General features: G+C 38.2%; 12 protein-coding genes and 3 pseudogenes. 9 read left to right on the top strand and 6 right to left on the bottom strand.

From position 1 onward, the window contains the following. The first annotated feature begins 236 nt into the window (after positions 1 to 236). Positions 237 to 827, top strand: a complete 591-nt coding sequence (locus IG80_RS0108160; protein WP_032113569.1) for a hypothetical protein — start codon at positions 237 to 239, stop codon at positions 825 to 827. Between the two features lie 38 nt (positions 828 to 865). Continuing rightward, positions 866 to 1,408: a hypothetical protein gene (locus tag IG80_RS0108155; RefSeq protein WP_032113568.1), complete on the top strand. Its 543-nt coding sequence runs from the start codon at positions 866 to 868 to the stop codon at positions 1,406 to 1,408. Positions 1,409 to 2,333: 925 nt separating this feature from the next. Here the strand turns inward: IG80_RS0108155 and IG80_RS16255 are convergent. Together IG80_RS16255 and IG80_RS15130 are read right to left on the bottom strand one after the other, a co-directional pair. Next, a pseudogene (locus IG80_RS16255) lies at positions 2,334 to 2,483 on the bottom strand (DDE-type integrase/transposase/recombinase); the annotation flags it as partial. A gap of 653 nt (positions 2,484 to 3,136) precedes the next feature. After that, the gene (locus tag IG80_RS15130) at positions 3,137 to 3,319 is read right to left on the bottom strand and encodes a hypothetical protein (RefSeq protein ID WP_156962131.1); all 183 of its coding nucleotides are present in this window, start codon (positions 3,317 to 3,319) and stop codon (positions 3,137 to 3,139) included. Between the two features lie 424 nt (positions 3,320 to 3,743). On the opposite strand from IG80_RS15130, the gene ltrA reads away from it, so the two are divergent. From ltrA to IG80_RS0108130, 4 genes and pseudogenes are all read left to right on the top strand, one after another. Continuing rightward, positions 3,744 to 5,261 carry a group II intron reverse transcriptase/maturase gene (ltrA, locus tag IG80_RS0108145; protein ID WP_052046267.1) on the top strand — a complete coding sequence of 506 codons (1,518 nt, stop codon included), beginning with the start codon at positions 3,744 to 3,746 and terminating at the stop codon, positions 5,259 to 5,261. A gap of 82 nt (positions 5,262 to 5,343) precedes the next feature. After that, positions 5,344 to 6,088: pseudogene (locus IG80_RS14055) on the top strand (IS256 family transposase); the annotation flags it as partial. A gap of 434 nt (positions 6,089 to 6,522) precedes the next feature. Continuing rightward, the gene (locus tag IG80_RS0108135) at positions 6,523 to 7,104 is read left to right on the top strand and encodes a recombinase family protein (RefSeq protein WP_032113566.1); all 582 of its coding nucleotides are present in this window, start codon (positions 6,523 to 6,525) and stop codon (positions 7,102 to 7,104) included. A gap of 222 nt (positions 7,105 to 7,326) precedes the next feature. Beyond that, positions 7,327 to 8,328, top strand: coding sequence for an IS110 family RNA-guided transposase (locus IG80_RS0108130; protein WP_084756307.1), 1,002 nt, complete (start codon positions 7,327 to 7,329; stop codon positions 8,326 to 8,328). Here IG80_RS0108130 and IG80_RS14050 read toward each other — a convergent pair. Beyond that, on the bottom strand, positions 8,257 to 8,496 hold the full coding sequence (locus IG80_RS14050) for a recombinase family protein (protein WP_032113564.1): 240 nt from the start codon (positions 8,494 to 8,496) through the stop codon (positions 8,257 to 8,259). The two genes, IG80_RS0108130 and IG80_RS14050, sit on opposite strands and share 72 nt — an antisense overlap. A 663-nt stretch (positions 8,497 to 9,159) precedes the next feature. On the opposite strand from IG80_RS14050, the pseudogene IG80_RS0108120 reads away from it, so the two are divergent. After that, positions 9,160 to 9,732: pseudogene (locus tag IG80_RS0108120) on the top strand (recombinase family protein); the annotation flags it as partial. 56 nt (positions 9,733 to 9,788) lie between these two features. Next, positions 9,789 to 10,382 carry a group II intron maturase-specific domain-containing protein gene (locus IG80_RS0108115; protein ID WP_320408881.1) on the top strand — a complete coding sequence of 198 codons (594 nt, stop codon included), beginning with the start codon at positions 9,789 to 9,791 and terminating at the stop codon, positions 10,380 to 10,382. A gap of 224 nt (positions 10,383 to 10,606) precedes the next feature. On the opposite strand, the gene IG80_RS0108110 is transcribed toward IG80_RS0108115, so the two are convergent. Both IG80_RS0108110 and IG80_RS0108105 read right to left on the bottom strand, forming a co-directional pair. Then, a complete protein-coding gene (locus IG80_RS0108110) occupies positions 10,607 to 11,107 on the bottom strand; it encodes a hypothetical protein (protein ID WP_032113561.1) in 501 nt (166 codons plus the stop codon). Positions 11,108 to 11,236: 129 nt separating this feature from the next. Then, entirely contained in the window at positions 11,237 to 11,725 is a 489-nt protein-coding gene (locus IG80_RS0108105; RefSeq protein WP_032113560.1) for a hypothetical protein, read from the bottom strand. 393 nt (positions 11,726 to 12,118) lie between these two features. Here IG80_RS0108105 and IG80_RS0108100 point away from each other — a divergent pair, with 393 nt between their 5' ends. Beyond that, entirely contained in the window at positions 12,119 to 15,601 is a 3,483-nt protein-coding gene (locus IG80_RS0108100; RefSeq protein WP_032113559.1) for a tetratricopeptide repeat protein, read from the top strand. Between the two features lie 199 nt (positions 15,602 to 15,800). Here IG80_RS0108100 and IG80_RS0108095 read toward each other — a convergent pair. Then, positions 15,801 to 16,750 (bottom strand): group II intron maturase-specific domain-containing protein (locus IG80_RS0108095; RefSeq protein ID WP_269517183.1); only part of this gene is annotated, 950 nt, incomplete at its 5' end.

The raw sequence follows: 16,750 nt of genomic DNA, 5'->3' as shown, positions 1-16,750 counted from the left end.
GCTCATCTTATGCTAAAAAATAGTTTAAATAAATTGTTTTGGTGTTAGTTTATTCCCTTAATTTTTACCTAGGTAATAAAATCACAAACGTACGTCAATTTTCTAAATAGTCATGCAAAAGAATCTCTGTATAAGCTAAGGCTGTTTGTAGACAGTGGATTTAATTAAAGAAAACAAACCTGTTTAAAAACAAGAATGGAAGAAAAATCAAATCTAAAATTTGAGGAGAAAGAAAAATGAAAAGTACTATATTAAAACCGATTATGAAGTATGCATCTATTACATGTATGTTATTGGCAAATGTTTATGCTAGTGATCCTAACAATGAGCCTATGTTTGCAGCTCCTGTGATCAGTACTAAGTTCGCACTCATTGTAATAAAGGAAGATGAAGCTAAAAATAAATTTGCAACAGCATATGCACTTACTACAGTTAAAAAGAGAGAGAAGATAATTGACAATCTTAGATTGTGGGACCCAGAAGATGAAAACGGATACATAGCTTCTTTTATCAACACTGTTGAAAATATGGTCCCTGTAACGGAGGAAGCTTTGAATAAAAGAATGGAAGAAGAACATGACAGCCCCCTCCCTCAATCGAAGTCTACAGAATGCTTATTTAAAAGAGTAAAACATGAATATGTAAAAGGTTATAAGTACCATATTGATGGAGCGCGAAAGAGCGAGAGTCTAGATCGTAGGAAGGCTGCTCATCAAAGGTTAAAAACTTATGGGGTTATGACTAAGGATATGGATGAGGTTCTTAAAAATGAGATTGGAAACTACAAAGCCACACTTGCGCTTATTGAAGAAAAAACAAAATTGTAAACGAGACAATAGAATTAGCTATATCTTCTATCGCGCTAGTGTCTGACTCTAAACCTGTAACTGATGCAAACAATCCAATAAAATTTGAACAAACAAAGCTTGAAAAAATGCGTGAAGATGTCATTGGTCTTAATAAAATTTCGAAATCCGATGCAAAAAAAGCAAAAGAACAAAGAGACAAGCGAGAAAAAGCTTCTAAAGAAAAACTTAAGCAGGAGAGTTTTAAATCGCACAGCTTAAGTTGGTTTAATCCTAGGCGCCATAATGATGAACGAGAAAAAGTGATAGAAAGCCTCACTGATTATTGCCCGTCAGTTAATAAAAAACAATCAGAGTCCACCATAGAAACACTCATGACTAGCCATCTAGATACTACAGACAAAGCTACTGTTCAAGCTTGTGCTACATCAGCAGCAGTAGTTAATTATTTAGGGGCTAGCGAGAATTTCATGCTAGGAACCCATTCTGTGTATGCTGATAATATACAAAAAACAAAGGCAGCAATATTAGCTAAAGCTAAGGCTGAAAGACAAACAGCTAACCAAGCAAATGCAAATCAAAGCTCGATTGGAGTTGGTTGAGTAATATCTTAGAAGTGGAGATGCTTGCTATGTTTGTCAACGTTGCCGCATCTCCAGAAAAGGTAGACCCCATTGTTTGTACAACTTAGCAGCAAAATTAAGCTGTAGTTGAAGGTGCCCCAAAATTAGGGCCACGTATACTGCCCCCTCATTGATGTTAAGCTTATCTCCTCAGCAAGTTTATTCCAGTTCATGCATGACGGAGTCCTCTTAACGTATGTTTAACGCTATCTTGCTACTATCTATAAAGAAGATTTTTATAGGAATGAGAAAATCTGAATATGCAAGAAAAATTGAAAATTAGAAAAAGTAAAATTCTATTCTTTAGCATTTTAACTTTGTTTTTTTTTACAAGTATCCTAGAGAGCTTTGCTATGGAGGAGACGCGCAAGAGAGTAGTAGAGTCTCATGATGTTCTGAAGTCATCACCGAATAAGGGGTCAGGCGTCGGAATGACGGATATTTGACAAACTCGGCTGCAAATTATTGAAAATAGTGTAAAATATGACGAGAAAGAATTTCTGAAATTTTTTATAACTCATTGATTTCAAATAATCTTTTTCTCTAATTTTCCAACAAGAATATTATGATATGTGTGAGGTTGCGCCCCATCTAAAAATATGAAAAATTATTATAATTCAATTGTGTACAAGATGTTGTAAAAATTTCTTTAATTTCACAGCTTTCCAAAAGTTATGTCTTTTAATCGTCAGGAATAAAGATAAGTCATTAGCGAGTTGTTTTTTTGCTCTACAATCAATAAGTTGTGTTTTTTAATGCACTTCCTACTGTTTTGTTGAAAAATTCTCGGAAAATATTGTTCAAATTCAACAAGTTGAAAAATTCTCTATAAATTCTTCCTGGTCACTTTATCCTTTAAAATCAGCATCCTACAGCTGATTTTGTCATATATCCGTCATTCCCTCGCGGAACACCAATTTCCGCTACGACTCATGCTGGCAGTAATACCATGCATTTCTAACTCCTTTTGAAAGTTGCAACTGGTATATTGGCTACCACGGTCAGAATGATGTACAAGTCCTGTTTGAGGTTGGCAATGTGTTAAGGCCTGTCGAAAAGTGCGGCAATCACTAAACCGTCAGTCATCCGTTCTCCCATAGCAAAATGGGGGATTGGGCCCATTCGTGTCAAAATTTACGGTTAGCTATTTTGAGGGGTATAGAGACAAAAGTTTGTCTGGTTAAAGTCTACTCTATCCTGACGTCAGACGAAAGAAACAATTCTTGTCAGTTTAAAGTTACTTGGTAACCTGTTGCATAATTCATGCTGATTTTATGGTTAGATCTTAACGCATGTTGAATGAGTTGTTATTTTTAGGCTTTTAAGGAGACCATCTAAAAGTTGGGGGTCGTCAAGCAGCTAAAGGAAAAGGCGAAGAAGTTTCCTGCTGTATGATTTTTACAAACCTAGTTTCAGCTCTTGATCAGAGTTTTTAAGTTCCTCTGTCTCCCTTGATTTCCCTAGATACGCCGGATAAACGGGACCCATTGCTGAGCCCCATTCTCCTAAGAACCCCGCATGGGCATTTCTGTCCACGAGGCTCAAGCCTTTATAAAGTCATTACTTAATGACCCAGCTTTTCTGCCCTCTATCTTTAACAAATTTTCCCATAACAAACTCCATTTTGTGCGTTTAGGCTGATTACCCTTACGCTTTACTAATCGATTACCGAAATATTCTTGGTAAATCGGATCATATGGAGTTGCTTCAGTTCTTATTTGGGCTTGCTACTCGACGTGCGACACGAAAGTCGCCAATAAGAGCTGTGGTGCTCTTAATTTTAAGAAAACACCACCATCCATGCTGCTGGATGAACCTACGATCCTGAATCAAGAGCGGATCGGACAACGTAGCAAAGTACGAAAGTACGGGATTTAAAGCGCAAGCCAAGGATCCTCCTGGTAGCCGAAACCAGGTGAGCGCTAGGTAGCTGATATGTCGAAGATATCTGAATCTGCGTCAAAAGACCGTAATGTTAAATGAGGGTAAACGGCTGATACCTTCATCAGGAAATAGGAAAGCCATGGGCCCAAAGGCTTTCGCAGTCATCAATGTTTCCCGGTCTCTAGCAGGCGACTAAGTCAGCGTGCTCTTATGGCGGAACGTGGTAAGCCGGTAGAACTCCTCCCAGGAGGACAGTCAATCGTAAGAAAGACCTATGGTTCTGCCGGTAAAGGATGCTCGAGAAAGCAAATGCCTCTTTGTAATGAAGTGGATACGGGTTTAAACGTTACCCGGCACGAAAATGAGCCCACTTCGAGCAGGTCTTCAATGGTGAGAGAACTTGGAGAATCGACTTTATGAAAGAACGCAAATGACAGCGACACAATCGACTGGTGCCCTTTCGGCAAAAGCTGACAAATCTTGGTCCACAATAAATTGGGATCAGATTAAAGCTTTTGTCTTTCGACTCCAAGTACGTATCGCCAAGGCAGAAAGGGCAGGAAGAAAGGGCAAGGTGAAAGCCTTGCAACGACTCCTGACCACCTCGTTTTACGGTAAATGCTTATCCGTTAAGCGAGTTACAAGCAGCGCAGGCGCTAAAACTCCTGGCATTGATAATGTGATCTGGAGTACTGATCTCCAGAAAATGAGAGCTGTAAAGAGTCTCAAACGCAAAGGCTACAAGCCACAACCGTTAAGACGCATTTACATCCCGAAGAAAACAGGAAAAGGCCAAAGACCGCTCTCCATTCCAACATTGAAATGTCGAGCGATGCAAGCCCTACACCTACTCGCCCTAGAACCAATTGTCGAAGAACGAGCCGACCCGAATGCCTACGGTTTCCGTATGAAGCGGTCGACTCATGATGCGATTGAACAATGCTTCATTGCATTGGGAAGAGCAAAATCAGCGACATTCGTGCTTGAAGGTGATATTCGGGACTGCTTTGGCCAAATCAATCATGACTGGCTTCTTGCAAATATTCCTATGGACAAACAGATCCTCAGGAAATTTATCAAAGCAGGCTTCATGGAAAAAGGTCATCTCAACCCAACAATGAAAGGAACTCCACAGGGTTCGGTGATTTCGCCAGCACTTACGGTTATAACCTTAGCTGGTTTGGAGGGCAAGCTCCGACCAGCCAGCGAGAACCAGAGAAAAGGGAAGAAAATCAATACCATTTCCTATGCTGATGACTTTATAGTCACAGCGGCTTCAGCAGAGCTTCTCCAAAACGAAGTGATGCCAAAGCTGGTTGAATTCCTTAAAACAGTTGGACTTGAGTTATCGACAGAGAAGACAAAGATTACCTCGATTGAGGACGGGTTCGATTTTCTTGGATTTAACATACGAAAATACAAGAATGGACGTGTCTTCACGAAACCCTCCAAGGCAAACATAAAGCAGTTCCGACAAGAACTCAGAAGTTTGATCAAGAAGGGAATCGCGCTGCCCACCGACAAGTTGATCCACGCGTTAAATGAAAAGATAACAGGATGGACCAATTATTATAGAAGTGTGGTGTCATCGAAAGTCTTCGCTCAAATCGACCATGAACTCTTCCAGGCCCTCAAACGATGGGCGCTCAAAAGGCACTCCCGTAAAGGCATAAAGTGGATTATGAAACACTACTGGAAGAGCCATAAAGGCGATAATTGGCGTTTCTATTGCCTGATAAAGGATAAAGAAGGGAAGAAGAAAACCCTCTTCCTGAAGCGCGCAATAGACACCAAGATTCGCCGTCACATTAAAATTGTCGCTAAAGCTAATCCTTTTGACCCTTTTTACAAAGACTACTTCGTAAAGAGAGAAGCGGAAAGGCAACGCCGTTGCAACCTCAGTCACGACACTGAGCTGACCGGGCTGAAAACCATTCAGCCTTATTGAGGGCTTGAGCTGTGTACGGTGAAAATCGTCCGCACAGTTCTGAGAGGGCTACCCAGGAGTAATCTTGGGCTTGCTACTCGACTACATGTTGGCTGATGGTGTTTATCTGCAAGCTCGTCTTGAGGGGGAGAAACAGTGCCTTCTCGTCATCATTGGCGCCACGCCAGAAGGCAAAAAAGAACTCGTTGGCTTTACAGACGGTTATCGTGAGAGTGCCCAAAATTGGCGGGAGTTGTTGCTGGATCTCAAAGCCAGGGGATTGACCGTTGCTCCGAAGCTGGCTGTTGGGGATGGCGCTTTAGGTTTTTGGAAAGCGTTAGAGGAGATATGGCCTAAGACGCAAGCTCAGCGCTGTTGGGTCCATAAAACAATGAATGTGCTGAATAATTTTCCTAAATCTTTGCATGGTAAAGCCAAAAGTGACCTACAAAACATCTGGATGGCTGAAACAAAAGAAGATGCCAGCAAAGCTTTTGACTTATTTATTGAAAAGTACCAGGCCAAGTATCCAAAGGCTACTCACTGCTTGAGCAAAGATCGCGAGGAACTGTTGAACTTTTATGATTTTCCAGCTGAGCATTGGAAGCATATTCGAACCACAAACCCAATAGAAAGCACCTTTGCCACAGTCAAACATCGAACAAAACGATCAAAAAATTGCCTATCTTCGCCAAACAGCTTTTGTTATGGTGTTTAAACTTATTAAAGAAGCTGAAAAAAGGTGGCGGCGCCTGGATGGCAAAAACCAATTGCCAAAAATCATCTCAGGTGTCAAATTTAATAACGGTTGTGAAGTCATCCTGGATGATACCAAGCACGCTGCTTAAATGACACGTCACCAACTTTTGCGTATATCTCTGAATTTCTTTGGATATTCTTGTAAACATGTAAGGTAAAAGAGGGTTGGCCACTAAACGTGTAAAAGGTATACACATCTCTACTTTTACATGTTACTCGTTGAATTTTGTAAGAATCTTTCAAAAATAAGAGAAAGTCTTTGATTATGCGAGATCATTATAAAGGATATCGTATCCCTAAAAGTGTTATCGGCTTTGCTGTTCGCTACTATTACCGTTATAGGGTTCGGTCAGAGTGATCTGGCCGTTCTACTCAACCGAGACGCCTAATGAAAATGATTATGGGTGTCCAAAAACGATCGGTTTTGGACATAGCTTGTTTCCCTGTCCAAAAATTATATTGACGCACTTTAGAACATATGAAACATTTAGGACATCCTTTTTAATACACTTTATATTCGATTATGCCCCGTACTTTTGCTTATGCCCGGGTTTCCAAAACTGAACAGGAACCTGAAAACCAGATAAAAGAAATTAAAGCCGCTGGGTTTGCCATTGAGCCGCATCGGATAATTACTGAAACAATATCCGGATCCATGCATATTTCCCGACGTAAAGGATTTGCACGCTTGTTAGATAAAATGGAAAAGGGAGATATGCTGGTTGTCACTAAGCTCGATCGATTAGGGCGTGATGCCATTGATGTAAGCATCACTGTTGCTAAACTAGAGAAAATGGGAATCAGGGTTCACTGTCTGGCGCTTGGAGGTGTTGACCTGACGAGTTCAGCTGGAAAAATGACTATGGGAGTGATCAATGCCGTTGCTCAATTCGAGCGCGATCTCTTAATTGAACGCACACAATCTGGCCTTGCTAGAGCCAAATCAAAAGGGAAAACTCTTGGTCGACCAAAAATTTTATCAGAATTACAAACAAAACAGGCGATACAGCAATTACAGGAAGGGAAATCTATTGCAGCTATTGCAAGGAACTTTAACACAAGCCGACAAACCATCATGCGCATCAGAGATGCTATCAATCACTAAGGGGGCCTATGGTACTTTACGTTCCTTGTATCTTTCAAGTATCCAGTATATGAAGCTAATATGCTGGTATAAAAGGCAGAGAGAAGCCGTTTACGTACCTGTGCCATGTGAGCACGTCATAAAGAGTCAACTCTCTCTGCCCATATCTGGTTTTAAAACCGAACGGTATCTTATGACCTCAAAATTGAGTGATCATGCATTTTACAAGGTTGGTTAAAAACCATGATCATTATACTGTGTGAGGCAAATATGCAAAATGTTCATGTTATTGGGATTGATATATCAAAAAAAACCTTTGACGCTTGCGCTATGTTTAACGGAAAAAACAAGAAAAATTCTTTTAATAATAATGGCACGGGGTGTGAAGAGTTAATTTCATGGATTAAGGAATTTGGGCTTACTGATCCTCATATTTGTATGGAATCCACTGGTTCTTATTCAGAAGCAGTAGCAGATTTTTTATACAACTCTGGTTATAAGGTAAGCGTAATTAACCCCTTGCAAGTTAAGTCTTTCAGAATCAGTAAGATGATACGTCAGAAGACAGATAAATCTGATTGTGAAGTAATTGCGATGTTTTGCTTGCAAAATTTTCCTGTTTTATGGAGCCCAAAGTCTCGGGAAAATAAAGAATTACACGAAGTTAATGCTCGAATAGATACTCTTAAAATGGAATTAAACAGATTGATCAATTCCCTTGAGAAAGAAATTATAAATAAAATTGTAGCAAACTCCATAAATGAAGAAATGCAATTTATCAAAGACATGATAAAAAAATTAGAACAAGAAGCATTGAATATTATCAATGACTCGCCACAACTGAAAAGGCAATATGATATCCTTACAGAAATCAAGGGAATCGGAACTAAAACGGCAATGACCATTTTAGCTGATATGCCTGATGTCAGTCGTTTTGAGAATGCCAAACAATATGCTGCTTTTGTAGGTGTTACTCCATCTCATTTCCAATCTGGAACGTCTGTTAAGGGTAAATCTCATATCTCCAGATTGGGTTCTAGGAAGATTAGAAAAGCGCTCTATATGTCGGCGATTGTTGTAAAAAATCATAACAACGCTTTTCAAGCCTTTGTAAATCGCCTGGTAAGTAAAGGTAAACGTCCAAAAGTTATAATTGTCGCTATCATGAGAAAGCTACTCCATATATTTTTTGGAATCTTGAAAAGTAATAAATCTTTCAATCAAAATCTTGCTTTTCATTGTTGACACTAAAGACGGTATCTTGTCTAAAAGCCGGTTTAGTTCTTTGCGATCATCTTTAGCTCCTGAGGCTTTCTCCATCAAGATTTCATCACATCCAGCTGCTTGCAGTTTTTGCATTTGGATATCTAAACTTTGATCATTTTTTGACACACGGGCATAGCCAAATTTCATACAAGTCTTCTTCCATCAAAAACATTCCAAAACCCTAGAATCTAAGATGCTTTTGATACAAAGTTAATTGAAAGTAGTTTTGGAACAATTCTTAGCCTCTTTTAAATAAAAACTCAAGTTCCCAATCAACCATCCCAAAAACACTTGTTTTTGAAACACAGAAAGCAAAATTATGACCTCCATTGAACGTACTGCCTATCCTCGTCTTTTTGAAAGCAAGGTTATCTCTAAGGGGTCCTGCAGATTAACCCCCAAAAGTGTTCGTTCTGAGTTAGGCTGCTTTCCAGAAGTGCTGTTTTAAGTGTTTTTCAAGTGCGCTAACCATTGTATCTATATCAATGCCGCTATTATTCTTTTAAAGACTATATACGCCCATGCAATGGGCGAAATTCTAGCAAATTAGTACTGATGTCATTTCAAAATAGAGCAATTGCTCATTGTGGTTAAAAACTGGTCTTGCATAGAGATCGGCAATTTCAGATTCGGGTAGAAGAGAAAGGCGCTTTAGTTTATTCATGGGGTTCAAAAAAACGGAGGTTTAGCTGGACTGGCTGGTTCAGTTATCTAAGGTGGGATTCTACGCCTATTTCTGGTAAGATAAAATGGTTCAGTTAATCTAGGTTCAAAATATTATTTTTTTATTAGTAAAATGGACTAAAGTACATGAAAATAGGATATGCTCGTGTTTCAACCAGAGACCAATCGTTATCTATGCAGGTGGAGGCACTAAAAGAGGCTGGTTGTATTCAAATCCATGAAGAAATTGCCAGTGGTGCAAAAACAGCAAGACCTATACTTGATGAGATAATGCGAAATCTTCGAGAAGGTGACACATTGGTTATCTGGAAATTAGATAGGCTTGGCAGAAACTTGGCACATTTAATCCACCTGACAACAAAATTAATTGAAAAAAAGGTGGGGTTAATTAGTTTGAATGACCCAATCGATACTACTACTCCTCAAGGACGGTTAATTTTTGGAATTTTTGCTTCCCTTGCAGAATTTGAACGGGAATTAATTCTCGAGCGCACACAAGCAGGGTTAAAATCAGCTCGGGCTCGCGGGCGAAAAGGGGGGAGACCAAAAGGACTATCTCAGTCAGCGATAGAAAAGGCCGTCATTGCTGAGGCGCTTTATAAAAATGGCAGTATTCCTGTAAAGAAAATAGCTGAACAGCTAGAGATTTCTAAAACTACTTTGTATTTGTACTTACGCCACCGTAAAGTCGCCATTGGCGGAAAAAATCCAGAAATTTTAGAGGTTTAGCTCAGAACGAACACTTTTGGGGGTTAATCTGCAGGACCCCTCTAGGATTCCACTTACGAAAGTACAAGAATGGAAAACTGCTGATTAAACCCTCAAAGGGCAATATAAATCGGTTCCAAAAAGAAATCAGGATGCTTATCAAAAAGGGTGTTGCATGGCCAACGGACAAACTCATTCACGCGTTAAATGAAAAGATAACGGGGTGGACGAATTACTACCGAACGGCTGTGTCTTCAAAAGTGTTTTCCTCCATTGATGATCAAATCTTCCTGGCGCTAAAAAGATGGGGTTTGAAAAGGCATGCGCGCAAAGGAAAGCGCTGGATTATCAACCACTACTTTACGCGATACAAAGGCGATAACTGGAGATTTTATTGTATGGTCAGGGATAAAAAGGGGAATAAAAACCTCCTTTATCTCAAAAATGCCAGCGATACAAAAATCCGACGCCACACCAAAATTATGGCCGAAGCAACTCCTTTTAACCCTGTTTACAAAGACTACTTTGACCAGAGAGAGAAGGATCGCAAAAAGCGCTGCTTGCTCAGTCACAAGACTGATTTAGCTGGGCTGAGAATCATTCAGCCTTATGAGGGTCCGAGCGGAGTGCTGGGAAACTAGCTCGCTCCGTTCCAAGAGGGCTGCTTCTGGGTAACTGGAAGTGGCTACTCAACAGTTGGATTTTGCCTTCTTTGCGGCCTGATTATATATATCTGTTATTTAGTTATTATTAAATGGCTGAAGATTTTAAGAAATTCCTGGTGAAATCTTTTAAGGGTTCTCCTACAGAACCCCTATTAGTTTTATTTGTGCACCACAGCCCAATATTGATATGTCATATACAACTACTGCTCATAACAACCACTCATGGTCCCACCATTTTGATTACATACATCGGAACACATCTTAAGATCTGAAGCTTTCCCTATGTTGCTCCCATATGTTTCCGGCCTCCCCAAACGCCAACTAGTACGATTACAATAACAGTGACAATCTGCGGCTACAGCTGCAACATTGGTTGCTAAAATAAGACCAACAATCATTGCTTTTTGTGGACTTTGTGTAGCGTAATTAATTATCTTATAAGTATTATAAACAGCAGATTGAATAGGAGAGAATAAATATGACGTCCAAGAGACTGAAGACTCTTCCAGCTTGATAGTTTCTGGAGCTATTAGCTCGTTATCACTCAGTTGGGTATCCTCATTTTGATAAAATAATTTCGTTTTATTTGATGCTATCGTTTCAGGATCTGTTAAGTCTTGTGCAGATTGAACCTCTGAGCATAAAACCATAATCAAAGAACACATGGTTATTGATAATCTTTTTAATGTGCTATATTTCATTTTTAACTCCTACTTATTTAAAGTTGTTATATTTGCCTCATGGCCGTAAAGTCGGTTGGCTGTTCCATTGCTCCCCTAACTTCAAGAACCCCTATTAGTTTTATTTGTGCCCAATCTAGTATTGCTCTGTCATTTACAGCTTCGCATGGTATAGCTATTTTGAGTGCATACATTGGAACACATCTGCAGATCTGTAGCCGTACCCATATATTCAATAGATTTTTCCCTGCTAAGTACATCGTAAAAATAGCAACTACAATCGCAACTTGCGGCTACAGCTGTAATATTGGTTGCTAAAATAAGACCAGCAATCATTGCTTTTTGTGGGTTTTGTGTAGCGTAATTAATTATCTTATAAGTATTATTAATAGCTGATTTGAAAGGGGTGAATAAATAAGATGCCCAAGAGGCTGGAGACTCTTCCAGCTTGATAGTTTCTGAGGCTATTAACTCATTATCACTTAGTTGGGTATCATCATTTTGGTAAAATAAATTCGTTTTACTTGGTGCTATAGTTTCAGGATCTGTTAAGTCTTGCGCAGATTGAACTTCTGAACATAACACCATAATCAAAGAACACATGGCTATTGATAATTTTTTTAAAATAATATATTTCATTTTTAACTCCTAGTTATTTAAAGTTGATATACTTGGCCTCATTACCCTTCACTTTAACACTTTATAAATTACTTCTCCTCATCCATCTTCGGGGGTAAAAAACATTTTTATATATTCTTTTACCCTGATTAAGAGCTTTGTTGGGTTCCGCATTGTGAAGCATATTTCCATTGTTTGTATTTATCTCTCAGAAAATTGCCTTAAGGGGTAACCCTTAAGGGTCAGGAATTAACGCGGTTTTTGTCGTTAAAGAATAGAAAGATGGATAATGAGGAGTTTCATAAAAAGTTGTGGTAAAATTCTATTAGTGGTATTAGAGATAATGCAGCTCAAAGAAAATAAGAATAATGAGGTGCTGCTTAAAATTTTCCGATTTTATAGAGCGCTTTCTCCATGATTAATACTCATCATTTTAAATCTTCTAGCACTCTTCATCTACCGAGTGAGTTTTACTCGCAAGATTTATTAGTAATCAAGGAAGTAAAATTTACTCTTCGCCATATTGATATTATTTCGTGCGTAGTAAACAGCGTGGCCGATAAAACAATTGCAAAGCTTTTATCAATCAGTATCAAAACTGTTGAAACTCATAAGAAAGACATCCGTGCCAGAATAAGGGAAAAATTCCAAGAAGATATTATTCCTTTCATTCTTAAATCAGGTAAAGTTGATGTAGTTCGCCAGCATTATTTGAAACTATTATATAAATCTGACTTTGAACAAGAGCTCCAAAATATCTCTAAATCAACGAGAGAAAAGGACATTGCTTGTTCTATCCAAGTTGAAAAAGCATACTATAAGAATTACCTAGATTTTTTAGAATTGCTAACGGGATATCTTAAGTTAGTAGGGATAAAAATAGCCGATGACTCAGCTAAAATAGACACTTCAACTGTTAACCTTTGCATTCTAACAAACGGTAATATTCAGAGGGGAATCCCAAACCTAGAAAACACTATTTTTTTGTTACCATCTCAAGAAAGAAACCTCTCTCTATGTGATCAAACAGCTGAAGCCACTTACATAGATTTTAGTGACTTACAAAATTTCTTTCCATCTTTTGTCAAACTTCTAGTCATACTGTATCCCGGGGACAATCTTGATAAACTGATATATTTAGGGAACGAAAATCTTAATAGAAAATTATTTGAATCTTCAGAACCTCAACCAACCTCGCTAAAACTATCTCCACTATCACAACTAGAAGAACCTATTCTTAAAAATGAATATGTTTTAATTAAAAATTGGAAACTAATAACAGGAATAGGAGCTGGAATAGCCGTTTGTTTGTTTGCAATAGATCTGATAGGCTCACATTTTTGGGGAGCTAAATTTAACGTCCCTAAATTTGCCGTAACGCCCCCTATCAGAGTTGAGCTAACAATCCCTGCAGATAATATTCTCTTAAAGCGCCTTCAGTTAATAGACCAAATTAATGCTAGACTTACTGATAAAAAAGGTATTAAGATGGTCGTTTTACTGGGAATCGGTGGAGCTGGAAAAACAACCCTAGCTCATCAATATGTCCGCCAATATAGTACTTCCCTTGTTTGGGAAGTAAATGCTCAAACAAAAGAAAGCATAAGGAGCTCTTTTGAATCTCTGGCCTCTGTTATCATCTCAACGCAAGAAGACCAAAAACTTCTAAGAGGCATTCAAGAAATCTTAGACATTAATAAAAAATACCAAGAGTTACTTATCTTTGTGAAAAGAAAACTAAAGATCTATCCAAATTGGACTCTTATCTTCGACAATTTAGAAATGAATACATTTTTAGATATTAAAGACTATCTTCCTCAAGACACTGAGGTTTGGGGGCATGGTCAGGTCATCATTACAACACGTGATAGTACTATTAAGAATGTAAAATACATAAGTTCCCAGGATGTTATAGATATTAATATGCTAAACGAAGAAGAAACCCTTACTCTTTTTAGTAAAATATATCACGAGTGTAACCCGACAGAGTTAGATGATAATGAAAAGAGAAGAGTAAGAGAATTCCTGAATAATATTACTAGTTTTCCGCTAGATATCTCTACAGCTGCACACTACATAAAAGATACTCAAGTAGGCTTTGGTGATTATTTAAAAAGGATTAAAGAACCCAACGAAGATTTTAATCTAGCTCAAGAATCTCTCATGAGAGAAATAGGTGATTATACACAAACCCGTTACCAGATTGTTAGCACAACCTTACAAGAAGTTATCTCTAAAAATTTAGAATTTGAGAATCTCTTACTCATAATCAGTATCTTGTTTAACCATGATATCCCAATTGAACTATTACAAGATTATAAAGGAAAATTCATTGTAGAAGATTTATTGCGTAGTCTGAGGAAATATTCCTTATTGACTAACGAGAAAAATGTTAATGAGTCTGATAAAAGTTTTTCATTGCATCAAAGCACACAAGATATAAGCCTTTATTATTTTTCAAGATTTGCAAGTATTAATAAGAGCAAACAAATTATTGAAGATTTCTTCCTTACATTAGAATCATATATAGAGCAGGCTATTAATAGTTTGAATATTCCTAAAATGAAAATCATGAAGGTGCATGTGCGCACAATCTTAAACCACGAGCAACTTTTAACTCCTAATATTAAATCCGTTTTGCAGTCCAAACTAGGTGTTATGCTATTTTTGCTAGGTGAAGAAAATGAAGCACAAAGATTACTTGAAGTGGCTTTTGAAAAACTAAATAAGAACAAAGATAAGCTAAATTCACAATTAGGATGGACTTTACATTATTTAGGAGAGATGTACAGATATCGGGGTGAATTTGAAAAGGCTAGAGTATTTTTAAACCGAAGCTTAAATATTTATAGAAATCTTGCCCCTAAAAATTATTATAAAATAGCTCAGAATTTAGTTTGTTTAGCTAATACATACTGGCCCAAGGGTGACTATAAAAATGGTGAAATGTACCTTCGTCAATGCATTAAACTTTACCAGGATCACAATATCCTAAATAGAAATACACTTGCTCAATGTTTTGGATCTTTAGGGATAATTTATAAAGATAAAGGGTATTATAAGAAAGCAAAAGAACTGTTCGAAGAAAGTTTAAAGATTTACCAAGAAAACCCAAATAACTATATCGGTGTAAATTGGGCTCGAGCTTATTTAGGCGATACATACAAATTTTTAGGAGATTATGGAAAAGCTAAAGTTCTTTTAGAAAAAAGTTGGGCCGAGTATAAAAAATATTATCCAAATGATCATGTACGTATCGCGCCAATTTTAATATTTTTAGGGGATACAAATCGTATTATAGGAAATCTGAGGGTTGCAGAAGATCTTTTAAAGCAAGGTGAAGAAATTTATAGAAAAAACTTCTCAGAGACCTATGTATGGACAGGCTGGTCTATGGCGAATTTAGCGGTTACTTATAAAGACTTAAGACAATATCAAACTGCAAAAGATTTGATCGAAAAAAGTATTAGTGTATTTAAAAAACACTATGGTGAAACACACTCAGAGATTGACCGCTTATATATTGAGTTAGCAAGGATTTACCTCGAACGAGATGATTTAGCCGAAGCAGAAATCTTGCTTCAGAAAGCGTTAATTAATTTTGAATCACAAGAATATCCTGATATTTATACTATATTGGAGGATTTGTCTGTAATTTACCAACGGAAAGCTGCAAATTTGAGGGGTACTAAGGATTTAACTAAGATTAAGAAATTCAGCCAGCAAAGCCTTGATTATTTACTAAGATCATTAACACTTATGGAGCAGTATCTTCCTCAAGATTCAACTCATATTCATAGGGTAAAAAGAAAAATCAAAAGCGTAGATTTAAATCAAGGCCCGGTGTGTACAAAGACCCTATTTTTTACCAACTTTGTTCCTAATGTAATAATGTAGTTGTCATTATATTTGATATTCACTATGGAGACCATCTAAAACTTGGGGGTCATGCTAAAATGGCAGCTCAGCACCCACAATTTACAGATTTAATTTATCGAGAAAAATGCACAAATAGTCGAGTAGCAAGCCCAAGATTACTCCTGGGCAGCCCTCTCAGAACTGTGCGGACGATTTTCACCGTACACAGCTCAAGCCCTCAATAAGGCTGAATGGTTTTCAACCCGGTCAGCTCAGTGTCGTAACTGAGTTTACAACGGCGTTGCTTTTCCTGTTCTCTCTTTACAAAGTATTCCTTGTAAAAAGGGTCAAAAGGATTAGCTTTAGCGACAATTTTAATGTGACGGCGAATCTTGGTGTCTATTGCGCGTTTTAGGAAGAGGGTTTTCTTCTTCCCTTCTTTATCCTTTATCAGACAATAGAAACGCCAATTATCGCCCTTATGGCTCTTCCAGTAGTGTTTCATAATCCACTTTATGCCTTTTCGGGAATGCCTTTTGAGCGCCCACCGTTTGAGGGCCTGGAAGAGTTCATGGTCGATTTGAGCGAAGACTTTCGATGCCACGACACTGCGGTAGTAATTTGTCCATCCGGTTATCTTTTCGTTTAACGCATGGATTAGCTTATCTGTTGGCAGTGCTGCCCCTTTTCGGATCAACTCTCTGATTTCTTTTAAAAATCTCTTGATATTTATCTTTGAGGGTTTGGTTAGGACTTTGCCATTCTTGTACTTGCGCATTGTGAAGCCAAGAAAGTCAAACCCCTTTTCAATCGGTGTAATCTTTGTCTTCTCTGTCGATAACTCAAGTCCAACTGTTTTAAGGAATTCAACCAGCTTTGGCATCACTTCGTTTTGGAGAAGCTCTGCTGAAGCCGCTGTGACTATAAAGTCATCAGCATAGGAAATGGTATTGATTTTCTTCCCTTTTCTCTGGTTCTCGCTGGCTGGTCGGAGCTTGCCCTCCAAACCAGCTAAGGTTATAACCGTAAGTGCTGGCGAAATCACCGAACCCTGTGGAGTTCCTTTCATTGTTGGGTTGAGATGACCTTTTTCCATGAAGCCTGCTTTGATAAATTTCCTGAGGATCTGTTTGTCCATAGGAATATTTGCAAGAAGCCAGTCATGATTGATTTGGCCAAAGCAGTCCC

The sequence above is a fragment of the Candidatus Paracaedibacter symbiosus genome (genome assembly GCF_000757605.1).
GTDB classification, from domain to species: Bacteria; Pseudomonadota; Alphaproteobacteria; order Paracaedibacterales; family Paracaedibacteraceae; genus Paracaedibacter_A; species Paracaedibacter_A symbiosus.
This window is presented reverse-complemented; position numbering and strand designations above follow the sequence as displayed.